General features: G+C 60.2%; 10 protein-coding genes. All 10 read right to left on the reverse strand.

Annotated elements, in window-relative coordinates; all coding sequences use genetic code 11:
• Nucleotides 1–27: 27 nt before the first annotated feature.
• On the reverse strand, nucleotides 28–1,470 hold the full coding sequence (gene gtfA, locus AACY25_RS03660; protein ID WP_339522584.1) for a sucrose phosphorylase: 1,443 nt from the start codon (nucleotides 1,468–1,470) through the stop codon (nucleotides 28–30).
• Between the two features lie 70 nt (nucleotides 1,471–1,540).
• Nucleotides 1,541–4,261 carry a DEAD/DEAH box helicase gene (locus AACY25_RS03665; protein ID WP_339522586.1) on the reverse strand — a complete coding sequence of 907 codons (2,721 nt, stop codon included), beginning with the start codon at nucleotides 4,259–4,261 and terminating at the stop codon, nucleotides 1,541–1,543.
• Nucleotides 4,258–4,947 carry a phospholipase D-like domain-containing protein gene (locus AACY25_RS03670; protein WP_339522588.1) on the reverse strand — a complete coding sequence of 230 codons (690 nt, stop codon included), beginning with the start codon at nucleotides 4,945–4,947 and terminating at the stop codon, nucleotides 4,258–4,260. The genes AACY25_RS03665 and AACY25_RS03670 overlap by 4 nt, the downstream gene beginning before the upstream one ends.
• Nucleotides 4,948–5,514: a rhomboid family intramembrane serine protease gene (locus AACY25_RS03675; RefSeq protein ID WP_339522590.1), complete on the reverse strand. Its 567-nt coding sequence runs from the start codon at nucleotides 5,512–5,514 to the stop codon at nucleotides 4,948–4,950. It lies immediately after the preceding gene.
• Nucleotides 5,511–10,766 carry a DNA repair ATPase gene (locus AACY25_RS03680; protein WP_339522591.1) on the reverse strand — a complete coding sequence of 1,752 codons (5,256 nt, stop codon included), beginning with the start codon at nucleotides 10,764–10,766 and terminating at the stop codon, nucleotides 5,511–5,513. The genes AACY25_RS03675 and AACY25_RS03680 overlap by 4 nt, the downstream gene beginning before the upstream one ends.
• 118 nt (nucleotides 10,767–10,884) lie before the next feature.
• On the reverse strand, nucleotides 10,885–11,124 hold the full coding sequence (locus AACY25_RS03685; protein WP_339410347.1) for a hypothetical protein: 240 nt from the start codon (nucleotides 11,122–11,124) through the stop codon (nucleotides 10,885–10,887).
• A 104-nt stretch (nucleotides 11,125–11,228) separates the two neighbouring features.
• The gene (locus tag AACY25_RS03690; protein ID WP_339522592.1) at nucleotides 11,229–13,271 is read right to left on the reverse strand and encodes a flotillin family protein; all 2,043 of its coding nucleotides are present in this window, start codon (nucleotides 13,269–13,271) and stop codon (nucleotides 11,229–11,231) included.
• 26 nt (nucleotides 13,272–13,297) lie between these two features.
• The gene (locus AACY25_RS03695; protein WP_339522594.1) at nucleotides 13,298–13,942 is read right to left on the reverse strand and encodes a hypothetical protein; all 645 of its coding nucleotides are present in this window, start codon (nucleotides 13,940–13,942) and stop codon (nucleotides 13,298–13,300) included.
• A gap of 56 nt (nucleotides 13,943–13,998) precedes the next feature.
• Entirely contained in the window at nucleotides 13,999–14,700 is a 702-nt protein-coding gene (locus AACY25_RS03700; RefSeq protein ID WP_339522595.1) for a PspA/IM30 family protein, read from the reverse strand.
• A gap of 4 nt (nucleotides 14,701–14,704) precedes the next feature.
• The gene (bacA, locus tag AACY25_RS03705; protein WP_339522596.1) at nucleotides 14,705–15,334 is read right to left on the reverse strand and encodes a biofilm formation regulator BacA; all 630 of its coding nucleotides are present in this window, start codon (nucleotides 15,332–15,334) and stop codon (nucleotides 14,705–14,707) included.
• Nucleotides 15,335–15,624 lie beyond the last annotated feature (290 nt).

The raw sequence follows: 15,624 nt of genomic DNA on the forward strand, positions 1-15,624 counted from the left end.
CGCGACTCACCGAACCGATCAGCTCACTCAACAACGCATTTGCTGCTCGTCACCGCTCTCGGGGTCACGGTAGTCGATGATTGCCTGGCACGTGCTCAAGTCAACATACAACTGGCAGTAGTGCTCGCCATGACGCCAGGCAATCGCCACGCTGCCGTCACTGGAATGCTTCAGCTCAAAACGCCCAGCAAACGCAGGGTGGCTGTTGCGTAGCCGCATCAACGCCAACAACCGCTGCACCAACGGTTGTTGCAACGCCTGCTCGGCCTCCTCCACGCTGTAATAGTGACGGTTAACGTCACGCGCTTCGCCACTCGCCTCACACAGTTCAAAGTCGTTGCAGCCGGCCAGCAAGCCTACGTAATAGACCTGAGGAATACCGGGTGTAAAAAACTGAATGGCCCGTGCGGCGATATAGGCATCTTCGTTACGCATCAGCGCCTCGAAGAAGGTACAGGTCAATTGGTAGATGGCCCCTACGCTATGCACGCTGACCGCAGAACGGCGCATGATCGGATCGGCGCTGCGGGCTGAAACCTCATCGATAAGAAAGCGAATTTCTGTCTCCGGCAGCATGCTCTCAACGTCAGGGATGCAGATGCCGTCATGGGTATCCAGCACCGTCACCTGGTTGCGCGGGCACATGCGCAGCCACTGCTTGAGGTAGCGACTGTTGCCGCTGAGAAAGGCGTGCAGTACCAGCGGCGGCAAGGCGAAGGCATAGGGCCGCATATGCCGGCGCGAGATGGCGTACTGGTAGCTGATGTGGTCGTGCACTTCGGGGAGCATTTCGGCGCCGTACTTCTCACCCGTCTCGCGAAACCAGTCAAGGATGCGATAAACGTCCGGCTCGACTAGAAAACAGCTGCTGCCAATACGTTTGGTGGTATAGCCGAAGGCATCCAAGCGAAACAGCTTGACCCCGCGCGCAGCAAGAAACGCCAGATAACGCTCCATCAACTGATAGGTCAGTGGCGACTCGTAATTAAGGTCAATCTGCCGCTCGGTGAAGGTGCACCACACCCGGCAGGTCTCGCCATTCGCCAAGAGTACGTCGCGAAACGGCTCTTTCTCCTTGCGGATATGAATCTTGGCCAGGTCTTCCGGGCCAATCTCGCCGAGCTTGTCCACCTGTACGAACAGCTCGGCGTGGGCGGAGTCCTGTCCTTTGGCGACAAAATCGAGAAACTCCGGCGATTCGTCGGCGATATGGCTGATGACCAGATCAACACACAGATCGAAGCGTGCGGAAATCCGCTCGACATCGGCCCAGTCGCCGTAACGCGGATCGACCTCCATGTGAGTCAGCGGCGAAAAACCACCGTCGGCATTGGACGGGTAAAGCGGCAGAATGTGCACGCCGCCCACCGCATCGGCCAAGTGTTTGTCGAGCAATTGATAAAGCCCGGCGAGATCACCGCCCAAACGGTCCGGATAGGTGATCAGTTGCACCGCATTGCGCAACGCCATGCGTTCCCTCCTCTAACAACGAGCGAAAAACCCTACCGTCCGTTAAAGCAGGCTGAGCGCACACGTCAACCTAAAGGCGTTGCAACAGCGCCGTTAAAGCGGCTTGCGGCTCCAGTTGCCAGAGGGCGTAGCTCAGCGGCACGGCCTCCAATCCTGCGCGAGCCAGCACCAAGTAGCGCTCTAACTCAAGGAAAGCCTCGCTCTCACCGGGATAGCCAATCAGGTCGATGGCCAGGCAGCGCTCGCCGCGCTGGCAATATATATCCAGACGTTGCCCGGCCAACGGATGCCCCACCCAAGTACGCACACCCTGCTCCTGCAGTGCCTGACACACCGCCTGGGTAAACGCATCGAGAACGGGCGAACGCGCGTCCAACTGCTGCCACACCTGCTCGCTGCGCTCCAGATAGCGGCGCAACAGGTGCCCGGCCGCCAGGTCTCGCTCGTTACCACTGAACAGCAGCACCTGGCGCTCACGGGCACGGGTGATGGCCACATTGAACATGTCTGCACGGTTGAGGTAATTAGCCGCCTGAGAGCGGGCGTCGTGCAGTGCAAAGCTGATGATCATCAGGTCACGTTCTTCACCTTGAAAACCATAAGGCGTGGCAACCAGCAGGCGAAAGTCGCGCAACTGCTCCAGCGACATATCGGCGCCGATGCGCTGACGAATCGCCTCGACTTGATCGCGAAAAGGCGATAGCACGCCAATACTCGGTTTCAGCGCACTGCTGGCGTAGCGCATGACATGTTCGCGAACTAACTCCAACACCCGCTCCACTTCCACGTCATTAACGCCATTGCGTCCACGGCTGCCTGCCAGCCGCTCCAGCTGCAGGCTGTCGCACGCCTCCTGACCCGGCCGTTCCTTCATCACCTTGAGGCGCTGCTCGTAGAAGTGTTCGTTGCTAAAGCGGATCAGCGCTGGGCGGCTGCGGAAATGCTCGTCGAGGAAGATCACCGCTTCCTGCCGGGACAAGCGCAGACTGACCAGATCAAGCACGCTGTTATCACGGTAACTCCAGGCGTCACGGTCTTCGGCGGGCAGCCCGGCACGTTCCAGTAGCAGCGTCTCACGGGCCCGCGACAGAAAGGAGATATGCCGCAACTGCCGCGCATCACCGGCAACCACAGCGCGCCGGCAGCGCTGCAATGCGGGCAATGCCGAGGCGATGTCGCACTGGGTGGCCTCATCCATCACCAGCACATCAAATAGACCAGCCCGTAGCGGCAGCAAACGATGCAGTTCATCCAGGCTGACCACCCAGATCGGGAAAGCCGCCAGTAAGCGTTGTGGGTCGATGTCCTCGAATAATGCCAATTGGCGCTGTGAGTTGCGCGCGCGAATGGCCTGGTTGTAGCGCACTAGGGTGTCTCGATCACGGCTCAGTAACCGCTGCAAGCGACTCCGGCGGCGCACATTGATGTACTCACGGCTTAAACGTTCTCGGCGTTGCTGACACTCACGCAGCTCATCCAGCAACCCCCATGGCCTGGCACTGTTGCGCACCCGGTAGCGCGCCAGCGGCAACTGCAACCATCGCCGCCAGAACGGCAACGAGCCACGCTCGGCGCGCAACAACAGATGGCTCCAACGCTCGGCCCGCGCGCCACGACGGCGAAAGCGCCCGGCCAGTGATTGCTCTTGCTTCAACAGCTGCTGCAGCTCCTGATACAAACGCTTCTCCGCGCCGGCTTCGGGCACTGCCAACTCGCCTTGCAGCAGCCGCGCCAGCCGCTCTCGCAAGGTTTTGAGCATGCTCTGACCGTCGCCCTCGAGCACCGCATCCTCAAGGCCGAAGTCGTTGCGCAGCTTGTCGGCCATCACCCGCACGGCCTGCTCACTGCGGCTAACCAACAACACACTTTCGCCTTGCAAGTAGCGGTCTAGAGCCAGCGCCGCCAAGGTATAGCTCTTCCCAGTACCGGGCGGGCCAGAAATCTGGCTCAGTTCGAAGCGCGCCGCGTTACCCAGTACCTGACATTGAGAAGCACTGAGCAGTGCGGGCAAGGCCTGCGGGGTACTGGGCAACGTGGTCTCTTGCAAGGCAGAGGCATCGCCTAGCAATTGCCGCAGTGGCGGCGACAGTTGCTCTGCACTTTGCAGGGCTTGAAGTTCATGGGCGATACCACGGCTACCCGTGCCTCGCGGCACCAGAGCTACAGCCGCACCGGCCTGCAGCGACAAGCTCTGGCGGCGTTGTGCTTTGCTCAGATCGGCTGCCGGCGCCAGCGCGGGAAACCCTGCTGCCATTTCTACGCTGGCCACCTGCGTAGCGTTTTCGACCCAGGCCAACAACTCACCCAAAGCCAGGGTGTCGATGGCAGCGCCAGGCAGTGGAAAATCATCCAGCGGCCGTCCCGCCTCAACCAGGCTACGCAGCAGGCGCCAGTTAGCCTGGGGCAGCTGTAGGTCGATGGCGAGGAAATAACTTTGCCCGTCCGCAGCGGGTTGCAGGCGCGCCTCGTAATACACCAGGGGGCCACACAGATTGACGGTAGGGGCATCAGCCAGCGTCAACCGGCCGCAAACGGGCAACACCCCATAGACCAACTGCAACTCACGCTGATACAGGCGCTGCTGGGCATCTAGCGCTGCACCGAGCTCAGACGACAGCGGCAATAGCGGCAAGCCCCCACTGGCCAGCTCCTCGCCGCCCTCCAGCCAAGCCCAGCGATCAGCCGGCAACTTGCCAAGGTTGTCCAGATCCAGATCACGGCTGTCGGCCAGGTAGCAGCTGCGGTAAAAGCCGATGCGTTGCCGTACCTGATCAGCAGACGCTTCACTCATGCATTGTTCGCATAACGGGCCCACAACACTTCAAATTCGCGGGTGTAAGCAGCCAGCAACTGGGGATGGTCGACCACCATGAAGTTCTCTTCATTGCTGGTACTAGCACTGCGGGTCCAATTGAAGCTGCCATTAAGCAGCAGCTGGCCGTCGAACAGGGCGAACTTGTGGTGCATATGGAACGGGCCGGAATCAATGCGCAGAGGCACGCCCTTTTCGCGCAGCCATTGCACGTCGCTGCCGGCGTCGAACTGTTTTTCGTTATCACTAATCACCCGCACGGTCAGGCCGCGCTGATGGCAGGCGAAGATTTCTTCGCTAAGCGGGTCGTCGGAGATGGTATAGACGCAGATATCCACACTCTTGCGCGCCTGACGGCACAGTTCGCGAATCTTCCGCCGGCACTCCTCGCCAGGGCTGAAATGGGCGCTGGCGATATTGCGCGTCGGTACGACATTGGCATCCAGGGTTTTGATCACCTGTTCCAGCCACTTCAGCGCAGGCTCGGCGTTCTGCGGCTCGCGGATCAGCTCGCGCACCAGGGCAAAGGCGCGGTTGCGCATGTAGCGCACCTGATCGGGGCTCAATTCACTGCCGAGCTGACGCAGTTCGTCGCGCTCCTCGTTGCTCAAACGTAGATCGGCCAGGCTGTCGCGCAACTGTTGATCGAGACGGTTGAAATCCACTTAAGCTCCTTGTTTGCGGTGCAAGCGCGGGGAATAGCGCCAAGCTGCATAGAGTCCACCGCATAACGCGCCGGCCAGATGATATTCGAATGAGACGCCCTGCTGCGGCAGCAAACCGAAGACCCAGCCGCCATGCAGAAAGAACACCAGCACCGCCAGCAGCAGGTCGAGCCAGCTGCTGCGAAACCAAGCCCGCGCCAGCAGCAATGCCCACAAGCCAAACAGCCAGCCGCTGGCGCCGACATGAATACCCTGGCGGCCGAACAGCCAGACCAACAGCCCGCTGCCGAGGATGATAAACAGGCTGGCCTGGATAAAGTCGCGGCGCGATTCAAGCAGGGCCAGCAGCCCCAACACCAACAGGCCGCTGAGGTTACTCAACAGATGCATCCAACTGCCGTGCAGCCAGGGAGCAAATACAATACCCGGCAATGACTCCATTCGCCGAGGTATCACACCCCAGATATTCAGGCTGTAACCACTCAGGCTATTGACCAGCTGCACCACCAGCATCAGTGCGGCGATGCCCAGCAACAGCTGCACACGCGGCACCAGCCCGGCCTTCATGGCGTTTCGCTGTCGCTGTCGCCACCCAGGCGCTGCTCATGGCCCAACTGCTCACCGAGGTCGCGCAGCTGAGTGGAAATTTCCAGCATGCGGTTGTGCGTGCGCAGGTCGATATCGATCTTCTTGTCCATCGCTTTGACCAACGGCAGAAAGCTGTTCTGCAGGCTGTCGGCCAGGCCTTCCAACACTTTCTGCACCGCCGGCTGCGGCGGGGTAACCACCTCGACCTGCGGGCGCAGCTTGCCTAGGTTATCCAGGCCGGCGAGCAGTTCAGCCCAGGGAATAGTCGGCGCTGCGGCTTGCTCGCCCGGCGCCAGCTTGGCCAGGCCGCGCACGCCCTCGACCAGATCGTTGAGCTGCGCCACCACGCGGCCGCCGACATCGGTGTCGCTGCCGCCCATGGCCTTGTTGCGCATAAAGTCGCGCTTGATCTGCGCCCAGCGCTCGGCTTGTACGTCGGTCATATTTCCGCGCAGCTCGGCGAGCTTGAGCAGGTTTTCCTCGGCGCCGGTGGTAAGCAGTTGGGATTCGCCCTGGTAGTGATCGGCGATCAGTTGCAGCACCTCGGTATCGTTCATCACCGCGGAAATTTTCTCGGCCATCTTGTTCATATTGCGGTAGCTGCCCTGCAACTTGAACGGCGGTTCGGTGCGGTATTGATCGGCCTGGGCGGCGCTGGCGATGTACTGCTGGTTGACCCGGCCGACCACATCACGCACCTGCATCAGGCGCTGCAGGGTGGTGACGATTTCATTAACCTCGGCGCCGCTGTAGCTGTGGGAAAGCTCGTTACTGGAGAACGGCTTGCCCTCGGCCTTGGCGACGAAGCGATAGACATCGCCCATATCGCGGGTGGCCAGCGGCGCGAGCACAGGGTTGGAGGTCAGACCGTTTTCGATGTAGCTGAGAGCGAAGGCTTCCTGCATGCCGCCCAGGGTGTCGCCGAGGTTATAGATGTCAGCGCGGTTGGCCAGCATATCCGGGATTTTGAACACGTCGCCGGACTCGGTGTAGGGGTTACCCGACATGATCACGCAGAACTTGCGCCCGCGCATATCGTAGGTACGGGTGCGGCCCTTCCACACGCCTTCAATACGTCGCGTGCCATCACAGAGCGAGATAAATTTCTGCAGGAATTCCGGGTGGGTGTGCTGGATATCGTCGAGATAGAGCATCACGTTGTTGCCCATCTCCAGCGCCAGGTTGAGCTTTTCCAGCTCCTGGCGCGAGGTGGCGTCCGGCGCCTGGGCCGGATCCAGGGAGCGTACTTCGTGGCCCAAAGCCGGGCCATTGATCTTCATAAAGATCAAACCCAGACGGTGGGCGACGTATTCCATTAGCGTGGTTTTGCCGTAACCCGGCGGCGAAATCAGCATCAGCAGACCGGACAGGTCCGAGCGGCGGTTCTCCCCGGCGGTGCCCATCTGCTTGGCCAGGTTGTCGCCGATCACGCCGAGGTAGACATCGTTGATCAGCTTGTTGCGCACGAAGGAGCTGAGCGGCTTGGGCTTGAACTCATTGAGACGCAGCGCCTCGCGCTCGCGCGCTACCACTTCCTGGCGCAGCGCCTGGTAGCGCTGCAAACCGGGCAGAAACTGCTCGCGGTGTACGCGCAGGCGGGCGAAGAAGTCGTCCACCGCCAACACCAGTTGCCGCTCGCCAATGCGCGGATGCTCACCCATCAGCTCTTTGACGGTAAAGCGCAGGTCCACCTCGGTGATGCGCTTGGGCAAGTCCTCGGCAAGCAAGGTCAGGGCCACGGCCTCGGGCACATAAGCACTGAGCGCGGCGAATTCGTCTGCCGCGCAGAGGCCGCGCAGCCAATTTTCCACCAGGGCCCACTGGGCCGCCGGGCGCTCCTGCAGTTGCGTCAGAGTTTGCTGATAAACATCCCACATATGCGCCGTCTGCAAGCGCGCCTGCAGGCCAGCCAGCAGTTCGCGGGCGTATTTGCTAAAGACGAACTCGATCCGCTCGGCGGCCAGTTCCTGCACCAGGTATTCCGCCGCCTCGGCCAGCGTCGCCTGGCTTAGATTCATGCCCTGCTCGGCGATATAGCCGACCATGGCCTCGGCGATTTCCGCCTGCAACTGCAGCAGGCTGTCGCGCTGGCCAAATAACTGCTGAATATGCCGGGCGCTGCGCGCACGCTGCGGCCATTGCTGGGCATCGTCGCGACGTTGCGCCTGGCCCCAGAAAAAGCTGGCGAAACCTCGGGGCAGTGCGCCGTAGCTGAGTAGCCCGGCGCTGTCGCGCAGCGGCAGCAACTGGGCGAGGATCAGCGCCGCATCGTGGTCGTGGATGCCCTTCTCGTAGCCTTCCTTGTAGCGCGGTGCGGCGAAGTCGCGAATGCTTTTGATCAGCGCATCCGGCTGGGCCAGCTGTTGCTTCAGCAGATCCAGGCTGAGGCCATCGCGGCCGGCATCAGCCGCCGCCAACACTTCGCCAGCGAGGTATTCGGCGCGGTAGAGAGTGGCGGACTCGGACTCCAGGGATACCTGCCAATAATCGCGCAACGCTTCCAGTTCATCGTTACGCAGCGGCTCGAGGAATTCGGTGCCGGTCAGATGCAGATAGAGCTGATCGCCGCGCGGCATCAGGGTCAGGTCCAGCTCCTGGGTGTTGACGCTGAAGCGGTGGCGCGGGCCGAGCTTGATGACGTTGCCGCCTTCCTCGAACAGCTCGCTCTTGTCGCGCAGGCTGCGCACCGCCTGATCGCGGGCGGCCTTGAGGCGCGACTCGACATCCTCGGCCTTGACGCTGTCCTTCAGCTCGCGCAGGCGCTCGGCCAGTTCGCGCAGCTTGAGAATCAACGGATCGGAAGCGAAGAATGCGTTCAGCTCATCGGGCTGGGTCAGGCGCGCGGTGCGCCGACCGAGGCTTTCCAAGATCCGCCGGGCGGCATCGAGCAGACCCTGGGCCTTGCGCTGACGCTCGTCGAGCAGCGCCTGCTTGTGCGCCTCGAAGGTTTCCAGCAGCTCTTCGCGCTTGGCCAGGATATCGCCGAGGAACTGCTCCTGATCGCCGAACTGGCTCTCCAGCTCTTCCAGCTGCACCAGCAGACGCGACAGCTGTTCGTCGCAGCGCTCCGGGTCCTGGGCCATGGCCAGGGCGTTGGTAATGCCCTGGCTGAACAGTTTGAACTGGGCGCCGAACTGCGCCACCGTCTCCGCCGAACCCAGGCCTTTGCGCCGTTGTTCGGCGCGGGCCTTGGCCTGGTTGAGACGGGCGTAGACTTCGGAAATCGACTCGACGATCTCAGTACGCTGGGTGGCGTCGTCGATCGGCAACGAGGCCATCAGGCTGGACAACATATCCAGATTGCCGGCCATGGCCTGCAACGCCACCAGTGGCTCGTTGAGCTGGCTGACGCTTTCGGCCTTCTGCGCCTGGTTATCAAGCTGTGCAAGCTGCTGCACATAAGGCTCCAGGGCCGCCTTGCTGGCGAGGAACGCCGAGGTCGCAGTTGCGACCTGCTCCTGGGCCGCCAGCAAGTCGGTTTCCATGGCATCGATACGTGCCACGTCGATATAGCGGTAGTCGCGGATGGTCAGCAGTTGGCCGCGCTGGGCGTTAATGCCGTTGAGCGCCTCGACGAAGTGCTGCACCTCGTCCCAACTGTCGATCAGCAGGCCAGAGAGCAGCGTCTGTTGCCGGGTTTCGGCCTCGGCCATGGCGCGCGCCGATTGCTGACGAATGCTCTCGACCTTCTCGAATTCGTCGAGCACCAGCTCGCCCGTGGCGGCGATTTCGCGCAGCAGCGGCGCCATGCCCTGGCACTGGGCATCGCCCAGCCAGTGGTAGACGTCGAACAGGCGTCGGGTGTTCTGACACAGCTGCGTGTAGCGTGGCACCGAAACTTCCGGACTCTCGATCTCGCGGCTAAGGCCCAGCAGGTCGGAGACGCCGCGTACCAGCTCAGGATTGCCGATGCGCCCGAAGAAGCCGCTGCGCACCGGTTGGCGAGCGGCGAAATCATCACTGCAGAACGGCGTCTGCCAGATTTGCATCGGGTGGATACGGGTCGGCTCGCTGCCTTCGGCGGCGAAGATCACCATGCGCCCGTCCTCCAGGCGCGCGTAGCCGTGGCCAAAGATCGGGTTGTGCAACTGACGGTTGATCATGTTGTAGGTGAACAGTGCCGAACGGCCTTCTTCCGGGTGGTAGAAGATGTACTGCACGTCCTCGCCATTGGGCGAACGCACCGCGCGCTTGAAGCGCATACCAGCCATGGGCTGCTCGAACGCCTTGGACTCGCCGTTCTGCAGGTAATAGCCACCGGGGAAAATGATGCCGTGATCTTCCGGCAACTGCACGCAGGCCAGGCCGATGGCATCGATACGCTCAACCTTCTGCGTCAGGCTGTTGAACACCAGGTAGCGCCACTGCTCTTCGCGGTACGGCAGGACTTTCAGCAGAATCAGGCTGCCGAGCTTGGCGTACTCGATCTGCGCATCGTCCAGCGACTGGGTCTTGTCGACCACCGCTTCGCGGTAGATGCCCTGGCCGTCTTCGGTGTTGTTTTCGACCTTGACCGTGAGGTCGCCGCCGATGGTCTCGACGAAGATGGTGTCGAGGATATTCATATGCGGATGACGGCCGTTAACCACCATCTCGCGGGATGTCTTTTGCCATTCAAAATCGAACGGCTCGGGCAGCGCTATATCGCGCTCGCCGCGGTTGTCGATATAGCGAACCTCTTTGCCGTCGAGGGAGATCGACCAGCGAAACACGCGCACATCGGTAACCCGCTCGCCAATCTGGAAGCTCGCCAGCAACTTGCCATCGCGTACCAGCAATTGCAGCAAGCGGGTGTTCTTGTAGTAGGTATAGAGCTCATTGAAGTCGTTGACGAAGCTGCTCTGGCCGAGAAAGCTGTCGGCCAGCGCCACGCTCTCGGCTTCATAGCCTTCGTCCTGCTCGCTGAGGCGATACAGGGAGAACACGTCCTCGACCCGGGTTTCCTTTTTCAGGCCGAGAAACACGTTGTAGCCGAACAGCAGATTCTCGCCGACCTGGACGATATCGCGCGCAGTGCAGTTGTTCTCGGTGCGGATGCGCACCCGCCCCACCACTTCCATCTGGCTGCTGCCGAACTCCTGCAAGCGTTGAGCGTTCAGTGCCTCAGTGGTCTGGCGCAGGCGTAGGCCCTGCTCCAGCAGGCGCTTGTGCAGCACCTCATAGGCGCCGCCTTCGGCGACGGCCTTGTCCAATACGTCCTGTGGCTGGGCTACGGCTGGAGCATCCGACATCGTGGTCTTCCTGAATCTGCGCTGTCTGTAAGCAAAGACGCCCCCGCGCGGCGGGGACTGGGACGAGGGCCGGCGGCAACCGGCCGAAAGGGGAAAAACGAGTAATGTTGCCCCTTAGTTATGCACCGATTTTTTCCGCGACCTCGGCCAGCTTGTCGCGCATAGCTGGGTCGAGCTCTTCCGGTTTGATTCGGGCAATGATGTTCTTCAATACCCGCGTCTCGTTTTCGTCGATCACCCCGTCACGCTCAGCAATCTGCAATAGCGAACTCAACTCTTGTACATCCAAGCGGCCATCATTGGCGAAGCACTGGATCGAACGGAAGGACATTTCCAAATAGTCGCGTGGCTCTGACATAACGATTTCCCTGTCTCATATAAAGTGAATAAGGCTCTGCGCTTAGCGCCTTATTCAACTAAGCAGCACCCGACGTGATCATCAGCGTCAGGTGCCGGGCTCACTCACACTTCGGTGACATTCGACTCTGGCGCTTTGGTTTCGCCAGTACGACCGTTCAGCAAACGTGCGAGGACGTCCTGCACAACCGGGCTCTTGCCGACCACGCCTTCGATGGCTTTGCCCACCGACAGCGATTTGGCGAAGGAATTGAAGAAGTCGCCTTCGCCGCCGACGATCTCGATCTTCGCCTTGGACAGCGCCGCCGAGAGCACTTCGGCCTGGTCCTTGGCGATTTCCTTGTTGGCAGCGATCGCAGCCATGGCCTCGTCGAAGTTCTTCTCCAGCTGCATACGGAACTCTTCGTGCTGACGCGCGTTGTCGCTGAGCGCGTCGAGGGCGCTGAACTTCTTGCCCAGACCTTCGGCCTCGGCATTCAAGCGTTCCAACAACACATGGGCTTCAGCCATACCCAGATCCTGGGTGGCTTTGGCCTTGGCCGCGCCCAGTTGTTCTTCACCGCGCGCCTGTGCACCGAGATTTTCTTCCAGCACCTTGGCATCGGCCAGGCCGTCTTTCTCTTTCGCAGCAGCCTTGGCTTCGGTAACCCGCGCTTCGGCCATGCCCTTCTCCTGCTCGCCCTTGGCTTCGGCGATCAGTTGCTCGGCATGTACGCGCGCTTCGGCCAGGCCTTCCTTCTCCTTGGCGGCGGCGGTGACTTCACGCACCCGCGCATCGGCCAGACCAGGCGCTGCACGCTCGGCCTCGATACCTTCGGCCATTTTCTTCTTGGCTTCGCTTTGCTTGGCCGCAGCTTCCAACTCGGCCTGGGCCAGGTTGTTGATTTCCACCGCCTTGTGCTGGGAGCGGGTCTCGTCGGCTTCGGCCTGTTTGACCTGGCGCACCAGCTCCTGCTCAGCTTCGGCCTGGGCGTTAAGTACCATGACCTGCTTGGCCCGGTCGGCTTCGGAAACCTCACGCACTTCCTTGATGCGCTCTTCTTCCTGGGCCACGGTTTTCTCGACCGCCACACGCTCGCGGATCACCCCGGCGATGTTCTTGCGCTCGACTTCCAGGGCTTTCTCTTTCTCGATGCGCTGCAGCTCGACTTCGCGCTCGCGGGAGACGATTTCCAGGTCCTTGGCGCGGGTGACTTTTTCCACCTCAATAACCACGGCGCGCTGACGGTTCTGCTGCGCCACTTCGACTTCGCGCTGATGGTTCTCGGCGCGGATATCCAGTTCCTGCTGGGTATTGATGCGTGCCTGCTCGGACTTCAGGCGCTCTTCTTCCTGCACCTTGAGCGTTTCGGCTTGCTCGCGGGCGCGAATGGTCTCGATCTCGCGCTTCTGCCGCGCCACGGCGTCTGCTTCCTGGCGTTCCAAGGACAGCGTGGCCTCGCGGGTTTCGACGTTCTTCTTCTTGATCGCCAGCTCTTCGTTGCGCTCCAGTTCGTTGGTGATAACGTTCTGCGCGGCGGTCAGCTCGGTGATCTTGCGGATGCCTTCGGCATCGAGAATATTGCTCGGGTCAAGCGACGCCTTGGAAGTCTGCTCCAGATAGTCGATGGCTACGTCTTCCAGCACATAGCCGTTGAGGTCGTTGCCGATCACCTCGACGATGCGGTCGCGGAAGTCCTGACGATTTTCGAACAGCTGAACGAAATCGAACTGCTTGCCCACGGTTTTCAGTGCTTCGGAGAATTTGGCGTTGAACAGCTCATTGACCGCACTGCGATCAGAGGCGCGGTCGACGCCGATGGCTTTGGCCACCTTGAGCACGTCCTGCTGGGTTTCGTTGACCCGCAGGTAGAAAGCCACAGTGATATCGGCGCGCATATTGTCGCGGCAGATCAGCCCGTCCTTGGCGCGACGGTCGACTTCCAGGGTGATCAGGGAGATCTTCATGAACTCCTTAAGGTTGATCACCGGATACACCAATGCGCCAGTGAAATGCACCTTGGGCGTCGACGACATGTCGTTGACGATCAACGCCGTGCCTTGCGGAACCTTGATATAGAAGGCTTTGAACAGAACGAAAAAGCCAAAAATAACTAGAAAAAACAGACCTACGCCGGTCAGAAAAGGCATTAGTAGCTCGAGGCTCATTACAATCAATCTCCTTGATAAACGGGCTAGATGCCCTTGAACTCGTCTTCGGTAATCACCCGATAGGCGTGTTCGGCCTCCAGGTACTCCAGCAACACCACGCGGTCGCCACGTTTGAATCCATGCGCCTCATCGGCACGCACGCGCAAAATCAACCCGGCACCACCATCGTCAAGCATTGCCTCACCCTGAGTCGCAGTTACCCGCCCGCTACGCACAATGGCTACTTGCCCGAGCACGGACTTACTGGTGGTGGCTTCCAGCTTGAGAAACAGCGGACGCAACGGACGCACCAACAGGCTCACCACGGGCACCACGGCGATCAACGCAGCGGTAACCACCAGCAAGCCCAGGGGGTAACGCAAAATGCCCAAAGGCAAAAAGCGCAGTAAAAGCAGTTCGGCGAAATAGCAGAGCGCCCAGGCAAAAAAGAACAACAAGGTGAGAATCAGCGTCACCGGCACGCCATTGAGACCCAGTTTGAGTAACAGGCCGGCCAAGCCTTCGGGCTGCAGCGCATGGTTCTCCAGCGACGAGTCGACTTCGATATCCAACAGGTCGACATCGACAATCCCCATGGCGGCGACCAGCCAATACAGAATCGCCACACATAGCGCAAAACTGAGCAGCACCACGGGAAACGACAGCGCGGTCTGTATAAATAGCTCCATCTTCTTTACATCCTGGTAGTCGAAGAAGCGGGAGCCGAAGCCCCCTCATTAGCCGTTTAGGCTTCTGGTTTGGCCTTACTCTTCAAACGTGCCAGCACGCTGTCAGCACTTGCGTTGTCCGCCACAATGCCGGCAGCACGCAGTTTGACCTCCAGAGCATCATCCGGGGCGCTGGTTGCGGCCAGTTCCGCCGTCGCTTCCATTTTCGCCGCGCGCTCGGCCTGTTTGAGCTTGATCCGCTCCAGCGATTCGACGGCGGTGTGCAATTTGGCCTGCGAGCCGCCATAGCGCTGCGCCACAGCCATCTGCGCTTTCTGCACGCTTTCGGTGGCCTTGACCGTATCAACCTGCTGCTTGAGGCGTTTGATATGCCCTTCCGCCTGGGTTACCGCTTTGCGCAACTGCGCAACGCTGGCCGCAAACCCATCGGCCTGCTCACGGTCGCTGGCCTGTTCGGCTTCCAGATTGGCGATCTTCTCGGCGACTTCCTTGGCCAGGGTTTCATTACCAGCATCCAGAGCCTTGAGCGCGTACTGCTCATACTCGGCAATCTTCGCCGTGCTCTTGCCCAGGCGATCACTGGCCAGTTTCTGCTTGGCCATAATCTCAGCCAGGGCTTCCTTGGATTTGCGCAGCTCAAGGTCAGCATCGCGGATCTCCTGATCGAGAATGCGCAGCGCCTGACCGTCAACCACGGCCTCACCCACTTCATTGGCGCCGCCACGCAGCGCCGTCAGCAACTTGCTCCAGACGTTCATAGCATCACTCCTTAGCATCAGCTTTGAGGAAGCCTTCGTAGGCTTCGGTAGCCTTGATTACGTTGTCAGCCAACAACTCGATCTCAAATACCACGTCGGTCAATGTCGACGCCGAACTCAACGCACCGAACATGGTGTAGCAAGGCTGGCCATCCGGCAGGGTTTCTAGACCGATGCACGACAGCGGAAACAGTTTGTGAGTGCGCAACACTTCCTCGTTGAAGGCCGCCCTATCGCGCACATCGGCAGCCGGCCAGAGCAAACTCTCGACCACGATTTGCTCGCCAAATACGGCAATAAACAAAGGCAGATCGCCATAGTCGTGCATGGTCACATGCAAGCTGGCGTCCGAGCTTTGAATCAGCTCAATGCTCGCTTGCCCACCCTTGAATAACTCAGCGGCCGACAGCGCATCGTATAAAGCCTGTGCAGTCCAAACCTGCGGCATGCTCATACACTCCTCCTTTTCCGTTGAAGCCAGCTTTACTGGGTGCGGCTGGCGAAGTTTCCGCTCGAACGCCATAAGCAGCGGGGCATGCTCTGGCAGTATCCAGACCTCTTTTTTCACTAACCCCTGCTCGCGCAGACGCTGACGAAAAAGACGCTGGTAGTGGGCTGATGATTTGCTTTCCATGAACGCAGACTAGCCTCACACATGTAATGAATCAACAGATCACATGTAATATTTTAAAACGCATGTTTACTGTTTTTCAGGCATGCGAATGCGCGTCACTCAAAAGTAGCGCCGCAGAAAACACACAGGGGAAAGTCGCAGGACGAAACCATCCAAGGCTAGCAACGCAGAGCATCCATTCGTGATGGCAATTTAACGTTATATCGCTCATCAACTAAACAGCTAAATCTGCCAACCCCATCGCAGCCACAACACCCGCTAGCGACTATTCAAATATGACGTGACACCCC

This window comes from Pseudomonas sp. EA_35y_Pfl2_R111 (assembly GCF_963970955.1).
In the GTDB taxonomy this organism is placed as follows: domain Bacteria; phylum Pseudomonadota; class Gammaproteobacteria; order Pseudomonadales; family Pseudomonadaceae; genus Aquipseudomonas.

What these genes read in the sequence shown, in the direction of transcription:
- AACY25_RS03675 (WP_339522590.1), bottom strand. Translation starts at nt 5,514, where the DNA reads ATGAAGGCCGGGCTGGTGCCGCGTGTGCAGCTGTTGCTGGGCATCGCC.
- AACY25_RS03690 (WP_339522592.1), bottom strand. Translation starts at nt 13,271, where the DNA reads ATGAGCCTCGAGCTACTAATGCCTTTTCTGACCGGCGTAGGTCTGTTT.
- AACY25_RS03695 (WP_339522594.1), bottom strand. Translation starts at nt 13,942, where the DNA reads ATGGAGCTATTTATACAGACCGCGCTGTCGTTTCCCGTGGTGCTGCTC.
- AACY25_RS03685 (WP_339410347.1), bottom strand. Translation starts at nt 11,124, where the DNA reads ATGTCAGAGCCACGCGACTATTTGGAAATGTCCTTCCGTTCGATCCAG.
- AACY25_RS03680 (WP_339522591.1), bottom strand. Translation starts at nt 10,766, where the DNA reads ATGTCGGATGCTCCAGCCGTAGCCCAGCCACAGGACGTATTGGACAAG.
- AACY25_RS03665 (WP_339522586.1), bottom strand. Translation starts at nt 4,261, where the DNA reads ATGAGTGAAGCGTCTGCTGATCAGGTACGGCAACGCATCGGCTTTTAC.
- bacA (WP_339522596.1), bottom strand. Translation starts at nt 15,334, where the DNA reads ATGGAAAGCAAATCATCAGCCCACTACCAGCGTCTTTTTCGTCAGCGT.
- AACY25_RS03700 (WP_339522595.1), bottom strand. Translation starts at nt 14,700, where the DNA reads ATGAACGTCTGGAGCAAGTTGCTGACGGCGCTGCGTGGCGGCGCCAAT.
- gtfA (WP_339522584.1), bottom strand. Translation starts at nt 1,470, where the DNA reads ATGGCGTTGCGCAATGCGGTGCAACTGATCACCTATCCGGACCGTTTG.